Genomic DNA, 23069 nt, shown 5'->3' with positions numbered 1-23069 from the left:
GAGAAATTAACTATAATATTATAGTTGGATTTATCGGGAGCGTTTCATGAATTATAACGGACTTATTAAAGGCGCCTGGTCGAATGGCATCGCCAAGAAACTCTTGATTTTGCTTGGCCTGTCGCTGGTTATCTTTGTCATTGGCGTTTTGCTTGGTTCATGGGTGCTTGGCGAAAAGACGCTCGGCTGGAAAGGCTTCTTGTCGGGCTACGTCGTTTTCGCGGTGCTCTTCATCAGCGTGATGATCAATGTGTTCAAGAACACGTCCGAATCCATGCGTGAAGGCAAAAAGCATGTCGATGTCCGTGGCCATGTGCTTGTACTTGGTGCGGGCCACCAGCTTAAAAGTATATTGCGTGCGCTCAAGGACGATAAGCGCCCGATAGTTGTTGTGAGCCGCCGCGATATCGATGGGCATTTTATCCATTATAAAAAGGATTACGAAAACGAAGAAGATCTGATTTATGCAGGCGCTCTTTTGGCAAGCCAAATTTTGGTGATTGGCGAAGACGGCCCCGAACGCGATTCGCGCAATTTGCACTGCATCGAAGTATTGCGCAACGTGTGCGAAAAGTCCCCACGCGATATCCATTGCCATTTGTTGTTGAGCGACCCCTCGACCTCCGAAATTTTGTGGTACCTGAAGGCCCCTGAACAGAATAAGGGCCATTTGCTGGTTGACGTTTTTAACGAATACGAATTCATGTCGGAACAGTTGCTTGTCGGTACGGACTTTTTGCCGACTATTCGCGAAGCCGAAAATGAACGCTTGCACGTTGTACTATTGGGAACCGGCCCGATTGCGCAGGCGGTTGCCTTTGCCGTTGCAAACGTTTGCCATTATCCGAATTTCAAACGTACAAACTTGAAGACCTGCATTACGTTTGTGGATGAAGATTGTGAAAAGTGGGTAGACCGCTTGGTCGTTTCTCGCATGGGGCTTTTTAGACTCTCGAAGTACACCTACGTCGACGCCAATGGAAACAAGGTTACGCACGACCCGGAGACAACGCGAGGCGATTACCTGGATGTCGAATGGAACTTTGTCGATGCCTATTGCGAAGCAGACCTGGCGCGCAATTTTATTGCAGCCGTGGCCGCAAGCCCAAGGGAACGCCTTGTCGTTTGCATTTGCAAGGAAGACGCTTCCAAGGCCATCTCGACACTTGTGCATTTGCCGCGAGCTGTTTACGACAACGCCGACATTGCCGTCTACTGGCGCGAAGCAAACGATGACATTATCAAGCGCATCAACGAAAGCGGAATGTACGGTTACGTGCGCATCATGGGTGATATCGACGAAATGAAGGAATTCGTGCACTCCAAACGCGTGGAACGCGGCCAGCGTGCAAACTACGTTCGCGAAAGGAACGAAAATCCTGATACTCGCGACACCGAAGAAAAAATGTGGTACCGCTTGAGCGAAGCCGATAAAACGTCTGCCATTTACTGCGCGAATGCGCTCCCGCTCCGCAAACGCTGTTTTGAAATCACGGACGATGATGCTTTGTTGCGCGACGCAGAACATCGCCGCTGGATGATGTCCATGCTCCTTATGGGTTACCGCTCGGGTCCCACCGATGAACGGACTTTCACACGTCATGACATCATTCCGTTTGACCGCCTCCCCGAAGAACAAAAGTCCAAAGATTCGTACATTCTCGAAAATGCCGAATACATTATGAACGGGTAATTTTTATGGAATGGAACGCCTCAGTCAAAAAACAAATTGAATCCCGCTTGATGGAAAAGGAAAACTCGCTTGCAGAATACGCCTGCAAGTCCGCTTCCGCAATTCGCTATCACGAAGTGCCGGACGATATCCGCCCGAACTTTTCCCGCGATGCGGATAAGATTATCCATTCCTATTGCTATAGCCGATACATTGACAAAACCCAGGCATTTTACCTTGTTGAAAATGACCACATCACGCATCGTGTGCTGCACGTGCAGCTGGTCGCTAAAATCGCAAGGACCATTGGACGCTTTTTGAATCTGAACGAGGATTTGATTGAGGCGATTTCGCTAGGTCACGATGTGGGCCATACGCCTTTTGGGCACGATGGCGAACGGATTGTCTCGAAGTTTTTGCAAGATTGCGGAGAAGGAATTTTTGAACACAATGTTCAAAGCTTTAGATTGTTCAATGATCTCGAAGCGTACGGCAAGGGACTGAACCTTACCGCGCAAGTGCTCGACGGAATCATCTGCCACAACGGCGAAATCCTGAAAAACGAATACGGCTGCAACCGTAGCAAGACTCCAGAAAAACTGCTGGAAGAATACAGAAACAGCTTAAGCGGAACGCTGAAATCGAAAGAGATGGTCCCGATGACATTGGAAGGATGTGTCATGCGAATCTCGGACGTGATTGCGTACGTTGGCCGCGACATCGAAGATGCCATCATCTTGAAACTAGTGAAGCGCGAAGATATCCCCCAAGAAATCACGAAAGTTCTCGGTAGCAAAAATAGCGAAATCGTCAACACGCTTATTACAGACCTTGTCAACAATAGTTTAGACAAAGAAACGCTTGTGTTTTCGCCTGAAGTTTTCGATGCGCTTAACCAGCTGAAAAACTGGAACTACAAAAACATCTATTTGAATCCGAAAAAGTCAACCCAGGACGAAAAAATCAGGATGATGTTCCGTACCGTCTTGGAAGAATGCCTTGATGAACTCAAGTCTGGCGTGAAAAAGGCAACAGGAATCAATCACTGGTGTGAATCGCTTGGCGAAAAGTACAAAGAAACGACATCGCTCCCGCGCATTGTTGCTGATTACGTCTCTGGAATGACCGATGACTACCTGATGAACGCCTATAAGGAAATCGTGATGCCAAAGTCATTCGGCGTGAGTTTTGGGGAAAAGTAATGTGCAAAAAAAATACCCAGCCGGCTTGGCTGGGTTTTTAATTAAAATTTGTTTAATGGTTATTTTGCTTCTGCTGCTTTTTCTTCCTTGTCCTTGGGCAATACCAAGTTCAATGCAACGGCGAGGATGAATACCACAGCGACGCAGTTTTCGGCGAAGATGGTCTGGATAATCTGCGGGAAGATTTTGAACATCTGCGATGCGGATGTGAATCCGAGGCCGGTGCTTAAGGACAAGCTAACGATAATCATGTTACGCTGCGAGAAACCGCTTTTCGCAATCATGCCGAATCCTGCGAAGAGGATGGAACCGAACATCATGATGGTGCAGCCACCGAGAACGGCTTGCGGGATGGTCGTGAGGAGGGTACCTACGGGCGGGAAGAGGCCGCCGAGGAGCATGATGCCTGCGCTTGTCGCGATGGCGAAGCGGTTCACAACGCCAGAGAGCGAGGCGAGGCCGACGTTCTGGCTGAACGATGTAATCGGGGTGCAGCCGAAGAGGCCGGAAATGGAACTTACGAAACCGTCGCAGCTGATGGCGCCACCCATTTCGACTTTGTGGATCTGGCGCTTGAGGGCACCGCTGCAAAGGGCGCTGGAGTCACCGACGGTTTCCGTGGCGGACACGAGATAGATGGCGATGACGGAGAGGATGGCGCCCAAGTTAAATTCTGGGGTGAACGGGAGGAATTTGGGGAGTGCGAAAAAGCCGTTGCTTGTGATGCCCGAGAAATCGACCATGCCCATGCAGAGTGCGAGAATGTAACCGACGATGAGGCCGACCAAAACGGAGAGTGAACGCAAGAATCCTTTCGCAAAAATCTGCGTGAGCAAGCAGGTGAGGAGCGTGACGCTTCCGACAATCCAGTTCTGTGCAGAACCGAAGTCAGCGGCGCCTTGACCGCCTGCGAATGAATTAGCGCCGATGGGCAAAAGCGAAAATCCGATGGAGGTCACGACGGTGGCCGCGACGATGTGCGGGATGAGCTTGAGCCAGTATTTGGCGCAGAGACCGAGAAGTCCTTCGACAATACCGCCAACGATGACGGCGCCCATGAGCGTTCCCATGCCTTGCGATACTCCGATGGAAATGGAGACGGAGAGGAATGTGAAACTGATGCCCATGACGATGGGGAGGCGGGAGCCGATTTTCCAGACGGGGTAGAGCTGGATGAGCGTACCGATGCTTGCGATAATCATGCAGTTCTGGATAAGCGAGGCGGTGAGGCCTTTTTCAATCCCGACGACGTTTGCAAGGATGATGATCGGCGTAATGTTACTTACGAACATGGCGAGCACGTGCTGCAAGCCGAATGGAATTGCCTGTAAAAGCGGAACGCGTCCGTCAAGCTGGTAGATGTTGTCCGAAGTCTTCATGCTTTACCTTGAATGCTTTGCCTGCGGCAATCTAGTTACTGTTCGCGGAACTTGATGAATCCGGTTTCGGGGTCCATGCTATCGACGATGGCGATGGATTCGAGGCGTACGCCTGCGGCGCGGAGCTTTGCTCCACCGGGCTGCATGCCCTTTTCGATGGCGATGCCGACACCGACGAGTTCAGCGCTTGCTTGCTTCACGAGGTCGATGAGTGCCTTGCTTGCTTCACCGTCAGCGAGGAAATCGTCTACGATGAGAATTTTGTCGGTCGGCTTGAGGTACGGGCGCGAAACGAAAATGTCGTTGAACTTTTTGTGCGTGAAGGAATATGCCTTGGCAACGTATTTGTCGTCGGTGCTGTTGACGGTTTGGCCCTTCTTGGCGAATACCACGGGCACGTCGTTCAGGTAGGCGATAAATGCCGCGATGGCGATACCGCTTGCCTCGATGGTGAGCACCTTATTGAACTGGACGTCGGCAAAACGGCGTTTGAACTCTTCGCCGATTTTTTGCATCAGGCGGATGTCAATTTGGTGGTTTAAGAAACTGTCAACTTTAAGGACGTTGCCGGGTTTGACTACGCCATCGGCAAGGATTTTTTGCTCAAGGAAGTTCATGCATGAAATCTAGCAAAAAGCGCCATTTTTGCAATTATTCGAATTGCTTACATTATGGGGTGAGATTGTCGGAATTTCCTTAGAAGTGGGCGAAATGTCGAAAAACGGGACGCTTGAACATGTGTTGCGTGAAGTGATTAATCAGTGATTAAATCGATTAATCACTTTTTCGCAAATTGCAATTTGCCGTTTTTCGCGTGAAATTAGCATTTTTTCGGTTGGCATGAATTTCGCATATATTGCCGCATGAAAAAGAAAAATGTTACTACTCACAAGTCACTCGAAGACTATCTCGTAAAGCCGGGCGAACAAAGTCCGTATGCAAATTTGTTGATTGATCTCGCTTTTAAGAAAGCGTTTGACCCAGACAAACCTGTCAGCCGCGAAAACCTAGTGAACCTGTTGAACGACCTTTTGGCTCCGCAACTCAAGCATCCCATCAAGAGCGTGAAAACCCGCAATGTGGCTAAAAATCTGAGCGGAAGTAAGGTGTCCCGCACGGCGATTTTTGACTTACACTGCGAAGACGATGCTGGAAATTTGATAGAAATTGAAGTTCAGATTCGTGAAATGGACAACTTCTTGAAACGTCTTGCGTTCTATGCGAGTGAACTTGTTGCGAACCAGGCGGAACCCGGTGAATGGGATTATGACGTGAAGCCGACTTATGTCATTGCTCTTGCTCAGTACCGCATTTTCGAAAATGACAATCGAATTGTTCACCGCGCTACGACTTTGGATTTGGAAACCGGCGAACAGATTATGGATGCGTATAACTATACGATTATTGAACTTTCGAAGGTCCCGTTCTTTATCGGCAAGGACAATCTTAGCAAATGGCTGTTCTTTTTCCGTTATTTGGATAAGCTGCGAGAGCTCCCCGAAGAGCTTTCTGACAAAAAATTCAAACAGTTGACGGAGAGTTCCAAAGTATCTAAATTCAGTAAAAAAGAATTCGAGGCTTATCAGAAAATGCATCACGACAGATGGGATCATAATGTCCTTAGACGGGGCTTCTTTGAGGAATTCGCGGATGAAATCAACGCGGAGATTTCTAAAAATGTATCTAAAAATACTCGTGAAATTGCGAAGAAGATGAAAAGCAAGAATATGCCTGTTAAAGAAATTATTGAATTTACCGGCCTTACCGAAGAAGAGGTCAAGGCTCTATAAATTCACGTTGTTGCTGTTTATGTAATGGGTCGGATTGTTTTATACATCCGGCTTTTTTTAGTAGTCATTCTCTAAGATTTCCTTGATTTGAAGTGACATTTTGAAAAATAAGTTTATGAGAGTGGCTGAAATAAAGTATTTTAAAGATGTTGTATGACATCGACCATTGAATATTATAATAGAAATGCTCTAGAGTATTCTCGTAGCACTGTTTGTGTTGATTTTTCTGCGACGCAGGAGCGGTTCCTGCGGTATATGCCATCGTATGCGAAAATTCTCGATTTTGGATGTGGTTCTGGTCGGGATACCAAATATTTTTTGGATAAAGGTTATGATGTTGATGCTGTTGATGGTTCTAGGGAATTTTGCCGATTGGCAAGTGCCTATACGGGAATTCCTGTTAAGCAGTTGTATTTTCAAGAATTTGCATCAGTAAACGAATATGATGGAATTTGGGCCTGCGCCTCTATTCTCCATTTGCAATGGGATGACTTGATTTCAGTATTGCATAAAATGGCCGTTGCACTGAAAAATACTGGAGTAATTTATACATCCTTCAAGTATGGTGATTTTTCTGGCGAACGTCAAGGTCGCTTTTTTATAGATTTTACGGAAAATCGTCTAAATGAAATGCTTACACTTGTTCCAGAATTACAATGTAGAGAATATTGGATTTCTACAGATGTTAGACCGAATAGGAAAGACGAAAAATGGATGAATATAATTCTTTCCCGCAAAGCCTAGCTTTAGATATTAGTTCGCCTTATTGTAATCAGCTTGATGTCGAGTGCTTTTCGCTTATGATGAAAAATCCGACATATTGCTACAAGTTTTACTGGCTTGAGGCGATTGTCAAACTTATTGATGAAGATTTTGCGCAGGCGACATTCGATGCTATTATCGATGAGATGATTGCAAATGCCTGGTACACTGTGCTGGAATATCATGTTCACTTGAGCGGGATGCTGAAAGGTGAATTTCGTGATGCGTTGGAACTTGCCATCGTGCAGTTGGCTGCTAAAAGTGAACTCCCATCCAATGCCTCGAAGGTCGAAATCAAGAACGCCATTAAGCAATATAACACAGATATAAAAAAGTATAAAGTTGCGTTAACTAAATACGTACCCTATCGTGCTCTGGCTGGATTCTACAATCGTTACGAACAGGGAGGTGGCGCGAAAGTTAATTGGAATAGTGCTTCGGAAATTGTCGGATATACGCAAGCTGTGAATCGTCGTATTTTGCTGCCGTACACCTTTGACGAAGGCTCGCAACTGAATCGTGTCGTTGTGTTCAATCCCGTTTGGAAGCAATATATCCAAGATAATTCTGTTGCGTTACTCGGATGGATTCAACATGAAAAATCCAAGTGGCTGCAGGTCAACAATCCCGAAGTCCCTGGGATTGTATATAAGCTCTCGCCTATGGATGCGAGTGTTCGAAAACTTGAACAAGTCCGCAAACTATGGAAAATAATCCTGCAACGAGAAACGATTCTTGACATCTATACAAACAAGCCTATTGAAAATGATTACGATATTGACCATTTTATTCCATGGTCGTTCGTGATGAACGATGAATTGTGGAATCTGATCCCGATGGATTCTTCGTTAAACTCTTCCAAGAATAATCGCCTGCCGCATTGGACATTTTTCAACCGATTTGCTGACAACCAATATGAAATGTACCGTTTGATGTGGGATGACGAATTCGTTCGCAGCCGCTTCGAGAAATGCTACCGCGACAACATCCATTCAATATGGGCTGAAACGGAATTGTTTAAACCCGGTAACAGTAAGAATGAATTTGTCAACATTTTACGGAAGAACATGCAACCTGTGTATGATTCCGCAAGGCGGCAAGGATATGAAATATGGAAATTTAAGGGGTGATGGTTGTCGCTAGGTATGTTTGTTTTAATAATTGTATTGCTAGTAATATTTGTTGCTTGTTATGTAGCTCATCGAAAACGGCTTGCTAAAGAATTTGAAGAAAAAGTACGGAGTTTCATAGAAGTATGTGATTCGTTTTTCGTTGAATTTGACGGGTTATTTAAGCATTATATTCAGGATGCTGAAAGAGATGCTTTTATTTTAAAGTATAAAGTTCTATATCATGAATTACAAAGGTATAGTGGCATTTCGTCAAAAGTTGAAGATTTTGTAAAGCTAGAAGATTTTAAGAAACAGTACAAGGATTTCCCAGGACTCGTTTTTGCGTCAAATGCAGAGATTAAGCGTAAGGAATGTCTCAAATCGCTTATACAATATGTGAATGTTTTTCTTGATGAACTTAGTTTCTTGACAAGTCGTTATGTCACGGAGGCTGATGGAGAAATATTTCGTCAGAAGTGGGAAAAATTGTCTCAAGATGTTGCAACTTGCAATTTAAAAGCGAATGATGAAGAATATGGAAAAATAAATCTTTTTAAAATAATCTATAAGGATTTTTCAAATTATTTGGAAAAAGCGAATGAAACGTTTTTTGCTCAGGAATCTCAAAAATATGATTATCTGTTTTCCAACATAGATGGAAAGTCCTTAGATATGCAACAAAGAGAAGCTGTCGTAACCGATGAAGATAGAATTCTTGTGCTTGCAGGAGCTGGTAGCGGAAAAACACTAACGATTGCAGGTAAGGTCAAGTATTTATGTGACGTAAAGAATGTAAGTCCGGAAGAAATACTGCTTATTTCGTTTACGAAAAAATCTGCTCAAGAAATGACCGATAGAATTCAGGGAAAGTTGGGAATCCCTGTTAAATCAACAACTTTTCATAAATTGGGTCTTGATATAATCAAAAGTGCTGTTGGAAAAAGACCCGATGTTCTTGATGAATCTCTTTTTAATGAATTTATACATAACTTTTTTGAAAAGGAATTGGTCAATTATCCTGAATTGGTAAAAAATTTAATTGAGTATTTTGCATACTATATTGATATCCCTAAGAATATGGAGGATTATTCCTCATTGGGCGAAATGTATGAGGCCGAAAAAAGCGTGGATTTGGAAACGCTTAGGTCGAAATATGATCAAGAGAAGTATATTCAAGAAGAAAAAATAAAGAAGTCGCAGAATCATACAACGCTAAAAAATGAAAAAGTTAAAAGTCTCGAAGAAGTTCAAATCGCAAATTTTCTTTTTTTAAACGGTGTAAATTACGAATATGAAAAACTCTACCCATTTGAAAATTCTGATCCCTTGCGAAAAGCGTACAGACCTGATTTTTATTTGAAAGATTATGATATTTATTTGGAACACTTTGGAATCACAAGGAACAATACGGTTCCATGGCTTTCGCCCGTTGAAGCAAAAAAATACTTAGATGGAATTGATTGGAAAAGAGAACTTCACAAGCAGAATAATACCAAGTTGATTGAAACCTATTCATACTACAATTCTGAAGGGGTGCTTTTACAAAAGCTTGAAGAGATTTTGAAACAAAATGGAGTTGTTCTGAAATCACGAGACTTCATGGATATTTTCAATACTGTTTATGCAACCAAGACGAATAAGTATTTTTCTGAGTTTGTGAAGCTGTGCGGAACGTTTATTGTACTTTTTAAGTCTAATAATTATACAATAGAAACGATTGATAATTGGAAAGATTGGCTTTCGTCAGAAGATAACAAATTCTTGCAAAGAAGAAACAACACTTTTTTGAATATAATAAGAGTGATATTGGAAGAATATCAAAAATACTTAATAGCCAATAATTCAATTGATTTCTCTGATATGATAAACAATGCAACAGAGAATGTTAATGCTGGTTGCGATATTCCTTTGTATAAATATGTGATTGTAGATGAATATCAAGATATTTCAAAGGCAAGATTTAATTTGTTGAAGGCAATTGTTGATAAAACAAAAGCAAAGTTATTCTGTGTAGGGGATGACTGGCAATCTATATATCGATTTGCCGGTAGCGATATTTCATTATTCACTGATATTGCAAAGTATTTTGGAAAAACGAAAATATTAAAAATTGAGAAAACATATCGTAATTCGCAAAAATTAATCGATGAAGCATCGCGTTTTATTTTGCAAAATCCGCTCCAACTCAAGAAAAGTTTACGCTCCGATAAAAAGTTAGATTATCCCCTTGTTTTTTGGGGGTTCGACGACAATCCGAAAAATGCGTTACAAGCGATAATCAATAAAATTGCTTTGGATTATGGAGCGAATTCGTCCATTTTACTTTTGGGACGAACGAATTACGATATAGAAATTGCAAAAGATACAGGCTTGTTCCGAAAGATTCGGAAAAATGGTGTAGATGCACTAGAGTACGTTCAGAATCCGAAGTTGCAAATACAATTCCTTTCCGTTCACAAATCAAAGGGGTTGGAAGCGGATAATGTTATTTTGCTGAATTTTAGAAATGACAAACTTGGGTTCCCGAATCAGATAATTGATGATCCTGTTTTGAACTTTGTTCTTACAAATGCAGAAGATTACAGATTTGCAGAAGAACGTCGCCTGTTTTATGTTGCTATTACCCGAACTAAAAATAGAACCTATGTCCTTGTGGACAACAAGAATCCATCGCTTTTTTTCAAGGAATTCTCAGAATCTACATCAGTATTCTTTAAATCAACAAGGAGAAAAATTAGCGAAAAACAGACGAAATGCCCTCTTTGCAAAACTGGAGACTTGCTAAAAGTTGAACATGATGGAAAAACTTTTGTGGGATGCTCTAATTTTCCTCGGTGTAGGTATGCGCAAAGAGACGTGACTATTTTGTCAAGTCCTAAAATATGTCCTGAATGTGGCGGTTTCCTTGTAAAACGGAAAGCCTATAATGGATATAATTTTGTTGGATGTTCTAATTATCCTGCTTGCGGATATAAGGAAAAAATGTTTTGGAAATAGGGTAAGTAATGGATGTGGATTTTCTTCATCTGTTTTATTGAGTTTTTTGATAAAAGTAGGTTCGTCTTTTTTAGCTGTTATGTCTTGATTGTTGATGGATAGATGAAGTATAATATGGAAGATTAGGCAGAGCAGGTACTATGAATGCTCTTGTTCTGGCTGAATGATGAAAAATTGTTGATTTTGTCATTAAAGTGTCAAGATTTTTGCGTATATTTCCTCATGAATATGCATAGTGTTTTTAATGTAATTCCTAACGATTTTTTTACGATTCTCGGTAGTGGGAACCGTAATCAAGCTGTTTATTCGGAATTGTTGTTGAAAATCTATAAGCTCTTTGATGACGAAATTTCATATAGAATTCTTCGAGATATTGTTCGTGATACGATAGCCGCTTACTTGTTGGAAAATCATATTGAAATACAGGGCGAAGATGCGACTGAATTGGGGTTGGAACCTGACTGGAATGCTAAGGCGAATTTTATTATTAGACGTTTTGTGAGTGTTGGTTGGCTAGAAGAAGAAACAGACGATTCAACACTTGAAAAGATGATTGTTATGCCTGATAACGGGATTGCCTTGGCTCAGTTTATTGAAAATCTAAAGAATCCTGTTCGCTCAGAATTTTCTGTTTCCATTTATAACATTTTCAATACCTTAGAACATTGGGCGCAAGGGGAACAGAATCCTTATAAACTGATTCTAACACCAGTGTATGATGAAGCCCGCAAACTTTCCTCGGCACTGAAGAAACTTGCCACCTCTATCAAAAAAATCATTGAAGGCATGCTCCGAGAAGGTTCCTTGGTCAGTTTGACGGAGAATATCATCAAATATTGTGACGGTGACTTTATCAAAGAGTATTCGCGCCTTGTTCAGCAACAAAATATCCATCTATATCGTGAAAAGATATCTAGGCGATTAGAGGAATTCAAAGGAATCGGATATTTTGGATCCCTTACGCAAAGCGTTATGGATGAGGAAGGCTGTTCCAGAAGCGCAGCAGAAGATAAAGTTGTAAGGATGCTGGATAGCACCAGACGCTTTATCCATGACGATTACAATAAGATTATGAAACGTATTAAGGATCAAATTAATGCGTATATTAAAATTGCGGTTGCACGAGAACGTATTCTTCGAAATAAGGGTAAGGATAACCGTGGAAATGTAGAAGAAACTATACGATATCTAGTCCAAAATTTTGATGAAGATAAGTTGAATAAGATAGACGAAGAAATCCAAAATCTTTTCCATATTCATGATTATGAATTTGTAGATAGAACATCTTTGCAATATCCTCACAAAAACCAAAGTATTCAATCGAATATCGAGGCTGATGTAATCGAGATGAGCGTTGAAGAGCGAGAACGTCAAAAACGCCAATTGCAGAATGAATCATATAATCCGTATTCCAAAGAACTGATGAAAAAATTCTTGGATAGTCAATCCGTTAATGGCAAGATAGACAGTTTAAATCTTAGTCTGGACGAAAAAAAAGATGTTCTTGCGTCTATGGCTGCAGTAACATACGCTCGCGAAAACGGATACCTGATAGAAATTGATGAAGATTTTATTGAGTCAGACGAATTTAAGATTCGGCATTGGAGGGCAAAAAAAGATGTCAACAATTAATGAAATGTGGGACGATCTCACTTCTTCTGAACAGTTGGTGTTTAAAAAGTGCTGCCGCCGACTTTTGAAAGAAACCTTCATCGTTCGAGACATAGACGATGATAATCGCAAGATGTTCTTCTTTGTTAAATCAAACGAAGGGCTTTTTTCGGATTATTTGAACTTGATTGGCTTTGATATTGTTGTGAGGGACAATGGAGTTGTAATGCTTCAGAATAATAGTGCCGATGTTGTTGTTTCCAAGCAGAGGTTTAATAAATTCCAAAGCATCATTCTTTGTTGCTTGTGGACCTTGTATATGGATAAAATTCAATCAGGCTCCTTATCCAAGCAAATCACGACGACTTTCCCTGAATTGAATGCTGAATTGGAAAAGTTTGAATTCAAGGGCGCTTTTGACGTTAAAAGTAATTTGAAAAACGCGCTTCAACTATTTGCAAGATACAATCTGATTTTTGTAAATTGGAATGCCTCTGATAATGAACGAGTGATTGTTCTTTATCCGTCTATTCAATTTGCTTTAGATGAATCTGAATTCGCGACATTTGTTATTGGAGTGCGAGAAAGAATGATGAATGCGGGTCCTCAAAACGAGGATGTTGCCGAAGATAACTTTGATGCAGAAGAAGAGGAGGAATAATAATGGAATTCCGTAAAACCGCAAAGAAACTTCTGTTGTTAAACTGGTCTTGCTTCCAGAATGTTTGTATTGAATTGGGTAGTTCCACCCTATTTACTGGTGTTAACGGCACTGGAAAGACCACAATACTCGACGCAATGTCTTATTTGCTGTTTGCCAATACGCAGTTCAATCGTGCTGCAGACGATAAAGAAAGAACGGTAAATGCTTACATTCATGGTGACCGCAAGACAAACGGTTCCAACAGATACCTTCGAAAAGATGCCGTAGTCAGTTATATTGTAATGGAATTTAATTCCCCAACAGAAGGCGATTTTGTTGTTGGCGTGAACATAGAATCTCGTTCCGCGCAGGATTCTGCGGAGTCTAAATGGTTTATCTTCCAAAATGCAAAAATTGAGGATTTTAATTTTAGGTCTATTGAAAGTGGAAAGTTAAGTGTTGTCAGCGGAAGAAATCTCACAAGAAAGGGTGTTCCTGTAAAAGCTTCAGAAATGTTGGGACGTGATAAAGCAAAACCTCAGATTGCGAGAGCTTTGGGGCTTCGCGTAAATGATGGCGAATTTAAAAAATATGTTGAAAAAATTTTAAAGATGATGGCTTTTAAGCCAGAAAAAAATGTTGAAAAGTTTGTGAAGGATTCTGTACTTGTGCAGAATGACGTGAATTCTTTACAATCTTTGAGAGAACAGAAAAATCATTATAGTGAAGCTGTTCAAATGTTGGAGAATAACCAAAAGCGTAAGGAACTTTTAGAAAAAATTGAAACAGCAACATTTGCTTACGAAAAACAGTTGAAATATATGAAGATTCGTAAGATGATGTATAGTTATCAGTTTCTTCAAAAAGATCAGCTGGAATTAAAACAATGTAAAATTCGTTCTAAAACGTTAGAACTTGAAAAGGGAACGCTTGAAAAGCAAAAAAATTCTGTTGACTCAGAGTTAGAGCTTGCTCGTAAAAATCTTACTAAAGTTGAAAGTTCAAACAGAACACTTAGTGATTTACTAAATGATAAAAATAATGAACTTAAGAAGTGTAAAGATGAAATTGAAAAATGCGAATCTGCTATCGCTGATTTAAAAAATCTTCAGATTGCGATAACGCAATTGATTCCTCAGATTGAAAGTGATTTTCAGGTTTCTAGAGAATCTCAGGAAGTTCTTAAGAATCTGGCAGAGCCAGGAATCGATCCATTTGAAAAACAAACTCGCTTTATTGAATTTGGGGATCAAATCAAAGCTGCTTGTGATCAATATTCGGCTGATAAAGTTCGTTTAGAAGACAAGAAGAAAGAATGTATTAATGCCCTATCTGATATTGAAAAAGATATCAAAGATTTGCAGTCTAAGAAAATCATTTTCCCGCGAGATGCCGAAAATGCTAAACAAATAATTCAAAATGAATTTGAATGTCGTTCCATAACGTCTGAGGTGCGCTTCTTTGCAGAATTGGTGGAAGAAATCAAGGATGAAAGCTGGCGTAGGGCTATAGAAACTTTCCTTGGTCGTAAACGTTATTACCTAATTGTTGATGACGAATATTGTGATGTCGCCTTAAGAATTTTGAAGGATAAAAAGCTCACTAACGCAAATATCGTTTTGTCTGACAAAATTCCCGATAGCGATATTGAAAAGAATTCTGCCGCAGAAATTTTGGAAATCAAAAACAAGGCTGCGCGTAAGTATGCCAATTATTTGCTGAATGGAATTCATCTTTGCGATACCATCGAAGAACTTCATGATCATCCGAAGGGAGGCTTAATGAAGGATGGCATGCTGACCAAGAGCTATGCTGCTACGATGATGAAAATCAATGACGTTGTTCCTTGTTTGGGCAAAAATGTCGCTGAAATGCAGTTGGAAATGAAGAAGAGGGAAAAGGAATTGACCTCTGCAAACCTGCAAAGACTTATCGACCAAATAAATGTATTTGGGGATTTGTTGCGCTTGTGTGACAATATTGAATGGGATCCAGAAGAATATGTTTTTGAGTCTGTAGAAAAAGTCCCACAGTTGAAAGGGCGACTTGGACAGATTGCAAATGAAATTGAAGATCTTAAGAAAAGTTCTGAGATGCTTCGCGCTATTCAAGAAATTGAAATGGCAAAGGAAAAAGTCGCTAATCTCCAACAAATATTTAATAGTGTTAATGGAGAATTAGTAAAGAATGATATTTTCAACAAATCTAATAATCAGTCTATTGCAAATTTGAATCAAAAAATTGGTGAACGAACAGACTATTACCAAGGTTTGGTTCGGGAAAATCTGGATCTTGAGCAGGAAATGCTTAATCTGTACAATCAGATGGCTAGACAACAAAACAATGTGATTGTTATTGCAGAAAAGACGTTAAAGAATGCGGAATCTGAATTGAAAGAAAAAGAGCGGTCCTTAGAGAATATCCAACTTGAATACAATAAATTAGCAGGAAAGGATTTGAACGAACGCGGCGTAGCCTATATTTGGTTCTACCGAGAAGAGTATCGCGATATTGCCAACGCAAAACTTGATGAAGCGAAGAATAAATTGGAAGTAGCCTCTACAAAGCTTCGCAACGCGTTCCTTCACGATTTCATTGCGGAACTCAAGGAAAATATTGAAAAGGCTAAGGAAGAAATTGATGTCATCAATAGGGAATTGAAGAAAATTCCTTTTGGTATTGACTTTTACCAATTCAAAATGGAAGAAAGACCTGATCGAAAGATTTTCTTTGATATATGCAGCAATCTTGAAAGCTATATCAAAGATCCGGATTTTTTCAATCCACAGAAGGTTTCCCAAGAAAAATTCAATGCCGATGTGCAGAGATTTTTGGCTGATATTCTGCAGCAAGGCTCCGACGAAATGGAATACTCTGACTACAGAAACTATTTTGTTTATGACATGAGTATCCGTCGTAAAACTGGTGAAGAAATGAACCTTTCCCAGAAGCAAGGCTCGGCAAGCGGTGGCGAAAAACAAACTCCCTATTTCATCATTCTTGCTGCAAGCTTAATGCAATTCTATCCAAAGGATAAAAATTGCGCCCGCCTAGCATTTATAGATGAAGCGTTCTCGGCTTTGTCTAAGGAACGTATTGAACAGATGGTTCGGTTCTTAGAAGAAAATCACTTTCAGGTGTTCTACGCCGCTCCACCAGAAAAAATAGATAGCATTGGCAGCCATATTGACAATACTGTTGCACTGTATTCTGATGGAAAATATACCATCGCCGAAGAAGGGTTGCGAAAGGCCGTAGTATGAATTTAAATAGTCGTCAAAAACTGATTCTAGAAAAACTTTTGCATAAGTATGAAGGTAGCAAAACCTATAAGGGCGAAAACTCTGTTCGCCAGACGTTTTCTATAGCGCCGACAGATGTTTACCCCAAATATAACGATGATTTTGAAGATGTTAATTCAATTGAGGATTTTGAAAAAGAGTTAAAGAATCTTGAGTCTGAAAACCTGATTTCTACGGAAAGCAGAAATCAACATGTTGTAAAAATTTTAGCCAATACATCGGATGATTATTGGTTAAGAGTGCGAGATATTTTAGGTGTAAAGGATAAAAAGCTCCAACAACAAGAAGAACGTGATTTTTACAGAAGTTTTCTTTCGAAGAATTCGATTATTGTTGATTTCTGCAAAACGCAAATCAATCGTATTGAGGCTGACAAAAAGGCCGCATACCCTTTGGAAGAATCGGCAAATATCATAAAACTTCTTGACTATATTTTGTCAAATCATCCAGAAATTCTTGAGCGAGAACTGTCTATAGAAGTTCTTCACGATTCGAAAGCGTGGGAAAAATCATATCGAACAAAAGTTTGCAAAATTCTTCATGAAAGCGGAAAATTTAATGAAACTGTTGATGGTTTAGAGGAAACGAAGGAAATTTATGATACAATTTTAGAAAACTTAAATATTTATAAAAATCCTTCTTACATCTATTTTAAAGGAAGTGCGAAAATAATGTTTGTTGATGGTCGAGTATTAAATGTCGCAAATAATAAGGCTTTGGCCCTTCCCTCAACTGAAGTTGACGATATTGATGAAATTGAAATCAACAGTAAATCCATAATGACTGTTGAAAACTTGACTTCTTTTAACAGGGTTCGGGGAACTGACGTATTTTTCTTGTATTTGAGTGGATATCACAATAGTACAAAACAATTGTTTCTTAAAAAGACTTTTGTGCAAAACCAAAACAAAGAAATTTCGTATTATCATTTTGGCGATATTGATCCCGATGGCTTTTATATTCTTGATAATTTAAGGAATAAGACAGGCATAGATTTCAAACCCTATTGCATGGATATTGAAAATTTGGAAAAATATCGGAATTATGCCAAGCCTTTTGAATCTAATGACTTCAAAAAAGCGGAATCTTTAATTGCTGCGAAAAAATATGCTAATATAACAACTTTTATGTTAAATAATAAAATCAAGCTAGAACAGGAAATTATCAGTTGGATGAATCCTGAAGTAATTGTTTAATATGAAAATGGCTATTTAACAAAAACCTCTCTATAATTCTCTAAATGTCCTCAAAAACAAGACATTTAGAGAATTATAAGCACTTTTTTGCGGTATAACTCTCTAAATGTGCTTTTTTTCGAAAAACACAAGATTTTGGCATTGTTGGTCATTTTCTCATGAAAAATGGTATAAAGTGGCCCAAATGATGAGTCCATGTAATATGTTATAGGCCCTCCCTATATCTTTTCTTGCGTTTCTCATATTTCTGCGAAAATTCAAAAGTTTAGCCTTGACTAATTAGCCGAGGCTTACTAATTTTAGTCTCGTCTAATAAAATTAGGCGACGTTAACGTTTAAAGGATCATCAAATATGGAAAACAATCACGTAAAGCTCAGCCAGAGCCTCGAAGACTATCTGGAAATGGTGCATATGCTTCGCTTGGCAAACGGGATTGCCCGTGTCAAGGATATTGCCGCCGCCCTTTCTGTGAAGATGCCTTCTGTGGCAAAAGCGATTCTTGAACTTAAAAAGCTGGGCCTTGTGACTCAGGAACCCTATAGCGGTGTGGAACTCACCGAAGAAGGGCGTAAGGCGGCTGCCGATGTGCTGAACCGCCATATTCTTTTGAAGGGCTTTTTAATCCGTCTCGGCGTTTCCGAAGCAATTGCAGATAAGGACGCCTGCAGCATGGAACATATTCTTTCGGCTGAAACCCTTTCGATAATCGAAGACTTCATGAAAAAAGGAAATGAAGGCGTCGTTGCGAAAAAGGCGAATGCATTAAAGGCAAAAAAAGGAAAATAACAATGGGTTGTAATTGTGGTTGCGGCGGCAAGTCGCAAACTAAAAAATGGGATTTGGAACCGAAATTTTCGGATCTCAAGAAGGGCGACAAGGTTGAAATTGTCGGCTACAATGAGGGCGATGCCCGCTACAAGTCCAAGCTTTTGTCGATGGGACTTGTCCGTGGTGTAACGCTTGAAGTCTTGCAGATTGCACCTCTCGGGGATCCGATCGAGGTGAGTGTTCTTTCTTACCGTTTGTCGCTTCGCAGACAAGAAGCGAACGTTCTTAAATTGAAGAGGGTCTAATGGCTCCGAAGCTTTTTACTATTGCAATTGCCGGTAACCCGAACTGCGGTAAAACGGCTCTGTTTAATGCCCTTACGGGTGCTCGCCAGAGTGTTGGTAACTGGCCGGGCGTGACTGTCGAAAAGAAGGAAGGCTTTTTTGAACTCGGTAACCAGCATATCCGCGTGGTGGACTTGCCGGGTACTTATGCGCTTTTCGCGAATGCCGAAGACGAACGCGCCGCTGTGGACTACTTGCTCACTCGCGAAGCGGACCTCATTGTCAATATCATTGATGCCTCGAACATTGAACGTAACTTGTTCTTGACTTCTCAGCTTGTCGATATGCAGATCCCGATGGTGATTGCGGCGAACATGATCGACATCGCGGAAAAGCGCGGCTTGCATTTGGATTTGGATATCCTCGCTGAACGTTTCGGTGTGCCGGTGATTCCGCTTTCTGCCGTGAACGAAAGAAGCATCACGAACTTCATCAGCGAAATGGCGCATGTTGTTGCGGGCAAGAAGATGACGCCCAAGGCGATTGATTACGGCGAGAAGGTTGAAGCTGCTGTCAAGTATTTGGAGCCGAAGGTCGAGCCGGTTGCAAAGCTTTTGGATGCGGATGCCCGCTGGGTTTCGCTCATGTACTTGGGCAACGAAAAGAGCTATGCAGACAAGTTTGCCGAAGCCAAGGTGCAGATTAACAAGGCCGAAGTCACGCAGATTCTCGGCGAAGAAAGCGAATTTGCAATGGCGGATTCACGCTACAGTTTGGCTCACGAAATTGCAGGTAAGACGATTCTTTCGAACCGTTCTAAGAGAACCTGGTCCGATAAGCTTGACTCCGTGCTTTTGAATCGCTGGGCTTCGCTCCCGATTTTCCTCTTGGTCATGTACCTGGTCTTCTGGGTCGCAGTGACGATCGGTTCTGCGTTCATTGATTTCTTTGACGTGCTGTTTGGCGCTATCTTTGTGGATGGCCTTGGCTACTTGCTCACGGATGTGTTCCATGCGCCGGGCTTTGTGTCTGCAATCCTCGCCGATGGTATCGGTGCCGGTATCCAGACGGTGTCGACGTTCATTCCGGTCATCTTCTTCATGTTCCTCTGCCTTTCTTTCTTGGAAGACTCGGGTTACATGGCACGTGCGGCTTTTGTGGCAGACCGCTTTATGCGATTCCTCGGACTCCCGGGCCGTGCATTCGTGCCGATGATGGTTGGCTTTGGTTGCGGCGTGCCGGGCATTATGGGCTCTCGCGTGCTCGAATCCAAGCGTGAACGTTTCCTCACGATTTTCCTTGTGCCGTTCATGAGCTGCGGCGCTCGCCTCCCGGTGTATGCGCTGTTTGCGGCTGCATTCTTTGGAACGCAGGCTGGGACGGTCGTGTTTGCCCTCTACCTCGCGGGCGTTCTCTTTGCGATCGTGTACGGCTTGATTCTTCGCCGCTCCTTGTTTGTGGGTGAGGCTAGCAACTTTGTCATGGAGCTGCCGCCTTATCACTTGCCGAAGTTCAAGTCGCTCATGATCCACTCTTGGCTCCGTTTGCGCGACTACGTGATTCGCGCCGGTAAGGTGATTACGATTGCCGTTGCCATTCTCGGCTTCCTCAACAGCTTTGGCTTTGTGGACAAACTCTATACCGAAATCAATGGTGAAAAGACCGAAATCGTGAAGAGCGAAGAAGGCTACGCCATGGTGCAGGATGAAAAGGAAGTCCCGCTCCCCGAAGGTGTTGTGATTGACGAATCCAAGGTCCAGACGGAAAGCGAATTTACGGCGGGTAACGGTGATTCCGAAAACAGCTTGCTTTCTGTAATCGGTAAGGCAATTACCCCGGTTTTTGAACCGTTCGGTGTGGAATCGAACAACTGGCCTGCTTCTGTGTCGCTCTTCACGGGCCTCCTTGCTAAGGAAGCTGTGATTGGTACGATGAACTCGCTGTACTCTATGGCAGGCCCTGGCGATGCTGCTGAAGCTCCGAAGGCTGCCGAACCCGCTGCTGTTGAAAAGGTGGCTGAAGCTCCGGCGCCTGCTGCAGAACCTGTCGCAGTTGCCGATTCTGCAAAGGTCGCTGTTGCTGATTCCGCAGTCGCTGATAGCGCAGTTGTCGCAGACAGTGCTGCTGCTGAAAAGGTCGCTGAGTCTGCCGAAGCGCCCGCTGAAGAAAAGCCCCTCATCGCTGGCGTGGACGAATGCCCTGCTGAAGAAGAGGAAGAAGGTGGTGCTCCGGATATTCTCGGTGCATTCAAGGAAGCCCTTGGCACGATTCCGGAAAACTTGAGTGAAGTTTTCGGCTCTCTCACGGACATTCTCGGAACTTCTGGTGAACTCGAAGCGCAGAATGCAGCAGAACTCAAGAAGGTCACGCTTGATAAGATTCTTGATGCAAAAGCGATTACTTGCGAAGAGTATGCTTCTATCGAAACCTTCAGTGAAGATGAAGGTGCCGACAAGGCTCGCGAAGAAGTCTTTGCAAAGCTCGCTGCCGCTGGTCTCACGCTGAGCGAAGATGAAATCGGCGCTCTCGAAGAAGGCGACTTGAGCGAAACGGCTGACATCTATGCCAACCTCCGCTCTTACTTCCACAACCCGGACAAGAACGGAAACCCGGTCGATGGATTTAACTGGCAGGTGTTTGCATTCCTCATCTTCATCTTGCTCTATGTGCCGTGCCTTGCTGCGATGGGTGTCGTGGTTCGCGAAATCGGCCTTGGACTCGGTGTGCTGATGGCTGTGGTGCAGACGATCCTCGCTTGGGCTGTCGCGGTGCTCCTCTACCAGGTGCCAGTTGGTGGCAATGTGTTCTGGATTGTAAGCTCGATCATCGTGCTTGTGGCAACATTCGTGTTCCTTAAGCTTTTTGGTATGAGCGCAAATAAGAAAGGGCGTTTCGAAGACTAATTGCATTTGAGTCAAGAATCATTATTAAGGGCTGGTAGGCCCGAAACCTGCCAGCCCTTAATTAAACGCTCTTAATTAGACTAAACTAACAAAGATAGGAGAAACTAACAATGGGCGCAGAAAAAAATGATTCTGAATGGAACGAACTGAAAAATAATTGGCACGCTCTTTGCTTTAAGAAGAGTAAAAAGGGCGAAAAGCCTAGAGTTTTGTAACACAAAATGTAAAACGCTTGACGGAGTGTTACAAAAAATCAAAAGAATCCGTCATAGGAGTGAAAAATGAAGACTCGTTTAACATCCAACCTCTTGTTTGGTCTTGCTGCTGCATCTATCCTTGCCGTTCCGGCGCTTGCTCAGGAAGCTGAAGCCGCATCTAAAGGCCCGGAAGTCAAGTTCTCTGGCGAAGTAGAATTTGACGCCTACACGGGCGATGTGATTAATGACGATAAGCAGAGCCATAGCTACGCTTCTACTTTCGATTTGAACGTTGATGTTAAGCTTAACGAAAAATGGTCTGCATCTGTACAGTTGGAAGCTGATGGCGAAACGACAGATCCGACCGCTATTTACAATGGCGCATTTGTCCAGTACACGCATAATGACAAGTTTGCTGTGAAGTTTGGTGACTTGACTTTCTCGGAAGGTGCTTTCCTGAACTTCTACGATTATGATGATCCAGCTGATAATGCCGCCGGCATGGCAGAACACGATATTCGAGGATTTGAAATTGACTATAACGGACTTGTTTTTGGCCTCGGCTTTGGTCGCGGCGACAACGACAATCAGGTTTGCGTTGAAGAAGATGGTGAAGAAAAATGCGTAGGTGTTGCCTATGACCTCCACCTCGCTTACGAACTCGGCCTTGGCGAACATGTGTTGCGTCCGTTTGTAGATTACAAGTCTTATCAGGAAGGCAAGCACAACGAATTGCACGCCGGTCTTGATGCAAACCTGAAGTTCGATGCTTTCACATTCCACTTCGTTTACGGTGCTCATGTTGACGCTCTTACCGAAGACGCTCCGGAAGCAACTCATGCATTGCTTTTCGAACCGGCTCTTGATCTCGGCACGTTCAATGTCAAGGCCTCTGTGCTCTACGCTATTTTCGACGACAAGGCTCCGACTGTCCATGGCGAAGAAATTCCTGAATACTTCTTTGTCTATGGTGAACCGGGCGTAAAGATCAACGATGCAATCGCTCTTGGCCTTCCGTTGGAATACCACACGAACACGCTTGATAAGGACGATGACGTCTCTACGTTCAACGTAGGCCTCCGTGCTTACTTCACTCCGGTCGAAGGTCTTGAAGTGACTGGCTTTGCCAAGTTCAATATCCCGGTCGGCGATGATGCTGGCGATGATACTGGCCTCGGCTTCGGTCTCGAAACTGTGTTCGCATTCTAAGATTTTGCCATAGGATAAACTTCCCGCCTCGATGAATGTCG

16 protein-coding genes are annotated in these 23069 nt (G+C 42.4%); 14 read left to right on the top strand and 2 right to left on the bottom strand.

The window, feature by feature from the left end; translation table 11 throughout:
• Positions 1-46: 46 nt before the first annotated feature.
• Together B7982_RS06870 and B7982_RS06865 are read left to right on the top strand one after the other, a co-directional pair.
• Complete coding sequence (locus B7982_RS06870) at positions 47-1693, top strand: hypothetical protein (protein ID WP_088660115.1); 1647 nt, start codon at positions 47-49, stop codon at positions 1691-1693.
• Between the two features lie 5 nt (positions 1694-1698).
• Positions 1699-2874: a deoxyguanosinetriphosphate triphosphohydrolase family protein gene (locus B7982_RS06865; RefSeq protein ID WP_088660114.1), complete on the top strand. Its 1176-nt coding sequence runs from the start codon at positions 1699-1701 to the stop codon at positions 2872-2874.
• Positions 2875-2933: 59 nt separating this feature from the next.
• Here B7982_RS06865 and B7982_RS06860 read toward each other — a convergent pair whose 3' ends face one another.
• Positions 2934-4253, bottom strand: coding sequence for a nucleobase:cation symporter-2 family protein (locus B7982_RS06860; protein ID WP_088660113.1), 1320 nt, complete (start codon positions 4251-4253; stop codon positions 2934-2936).
• 35 nt (positions 4254-4288) lie between these two features.
• Positions 4289-4870 (bottom strand): xanthine phosphoribosyltransferase, encoded by a 582-nt coding sequence (locus tag B7982_RS06855; protein ID WP_088660112.1) that lies wholly within the window; start codon positions 4868-4870, stop codon positions 4289-4291.
• 246 nt (positions 4871-5116) lie between these two features.
• On the opposite strand from B7982_RS06855, the gene B7982_RS06850 reads away from it, so the two are divergent.
• From B7982_RS06850 to B7982_RS06795, 12 genes are all read left to right on the top strand, one after another.
• Entirely contained in the window at positions 5117-6043 is a 927-nt protein-coding gene (locus tag B7982_RS06850) for an Rpn family recombination-promoting nuclease/putative transposase (protein ID WP_088660111.1), read from the top strand.
• A 153-nt stretch (positions 6044-6196) separates the two neighbouring features.
• Complete coding sequence (locus tag B7982_RS06845; protein WP_088660110.1) at positions 6197-6787, top strand: bifunctional 2-polyprenyl-6-hydroxyphenol methylase/3-demethylubiquinol 3-O-methyltransferase UbiG; 591 nt, start codon at positions 6197-6199, stop codon at positions 6785-6787.
• Positions 6754-7935 (top strand): HNH endonuclease domain-containing protein, encoded by a 1182-nt coding sequence (locus B7982_RS06840; protein WP_088660109.1) that lies wholly within the window; start codon positions 6754-6756, stop codon positions 7933-7935. The genes B7982_RS06845 and B7982_RS06840 overlap by 34 nt, the downstream gene beginning before the upstream one ends.
• Before the next feature lie 3 nt (positions 7936-7938).
• A complete protein-coding gene (locus B7982_RS06835; protein ID WP_158212979.1) occupies positions 7939-10914 on the top strand; it encodes a UvrD-helicase domain-containing protein in 2976 nt (991 codons plus the stop codon).
• A 222-nt stretch (positions 10915-11136) separates the two neighbouring features.
• Complete coding sequence (locus tag B7982_RS06830) at positions 11137-12546, top strand: Wadjet anti-phage system protein JetA family protein (protein WP_158212978.1); 1410 nt, start codon at positions 11137-11139, stop codon at positions 12544-12546.
• Positions 12533-13186 (top strand): DUF4194 domain-containing protein, encoded by a 654-nt coding sequence (locus B7982_RS06825; protein WP_158212977.1) that lies wholly within the window; start codon positions 12533-12535, stop codon positions 13184-13186. Before B7982_RS06830 ends, B7982_RS06825 begins: the two co-directional genes overlap by 14 nt.
• A gap of 2 nt (positions 13187-13188) precedes the next feature.
• Positions 13189-16431 carry an SbcC/MukB-like Walker B domain-containing protein gene (locus tag B7982_RS06820; RefSeq protein WP_088660105.1) on the top strand — a complete coding sequence of 1081 codons (3243 nt, stop codon included), beginning with the start codon at positions 13189-13191 and terminating at the stop codon, positions 16429-16431.
• On the top strand, positions 16428-17666 hold the full coding sequence (locus B7982_RS06815) for a Wadjet anti-phage system protein JetD domain-containing protein (protein WP_088660104.1): 1239 nt from the start codon (positions 16428-16430) through the stop codon (positions 17664-17666). Before B7982_RS06820 ends, B7982_RS06815 begins: the two co-directional genes overlap by 4 nt.
• A 352-nt stretch (positions 17667-18018) precedes the next feature.
• Positions 18019-18453 carry a metal-dependent transcriptional regulator gene (locus B7982_RS06810; RefSeq protein WP_085491381.1) on the top strand — a complete coding sequence of 145 codons (435 nt, stop codon included), beginning with the start codon at positions 18019-18021 and terminating at the stop codon, positions 18451-18453.
• Positions 18454-18455: 2 nt separating this feature from the next.
• The gene (locus tag B7982_RS06805; RefSeq protein ID WP_015732083.1) at positions 18456-18740 is read left to right on the top strand and encodes a FeoA family protein; all 285 of its coding nucleotides are present in this window, start codon (positions 18456-18458) and stop codon (positions 18738-18740) included.
• A complete protein-coding gene (gene feoB, locus B7982_RS06800; RefSeq protein ID WP_088660103.1) occupies positions 18740-21622 on the top strand; it encodes a ferrous iron transport protein B in 2883 nt (960 codons plus the stop codon). Before B7982_RS06805 ends, feoB begins: the two co-directional genes overlap by 1 nt.
• A gap of 281 nt (positions 21623-21903) precedes the next feature.
• Positions 21904-23028, top strand: coding sequence for a hypothetical protein (locus B7982_RS06795; RefSeq protein ID WP_088660102.1), 1125 nt, complete (start codon positions 21904-21906; stop codon positions 23026-23028).
• Positions 23029-23069: the final 41 nt, after the last annotated feature.

Origin of the sequence: Fibrobacter sp. UWB2, from assembly GCF_002210425.1 — a bacterium.
In the GTDB taxonomy this organism is placed as follows: domain Bacteria; phylum Fibrobacterota; class Fibrobacteria; order Fibrobacterales; family Fibrobacteraceae; genus Fibrobacter; species Fibrobacter elongatus.
Note: the sequence above shows the minus strand (reverse complement) of the source record. Positions and strands in the feature narration are given on the sequence as shown.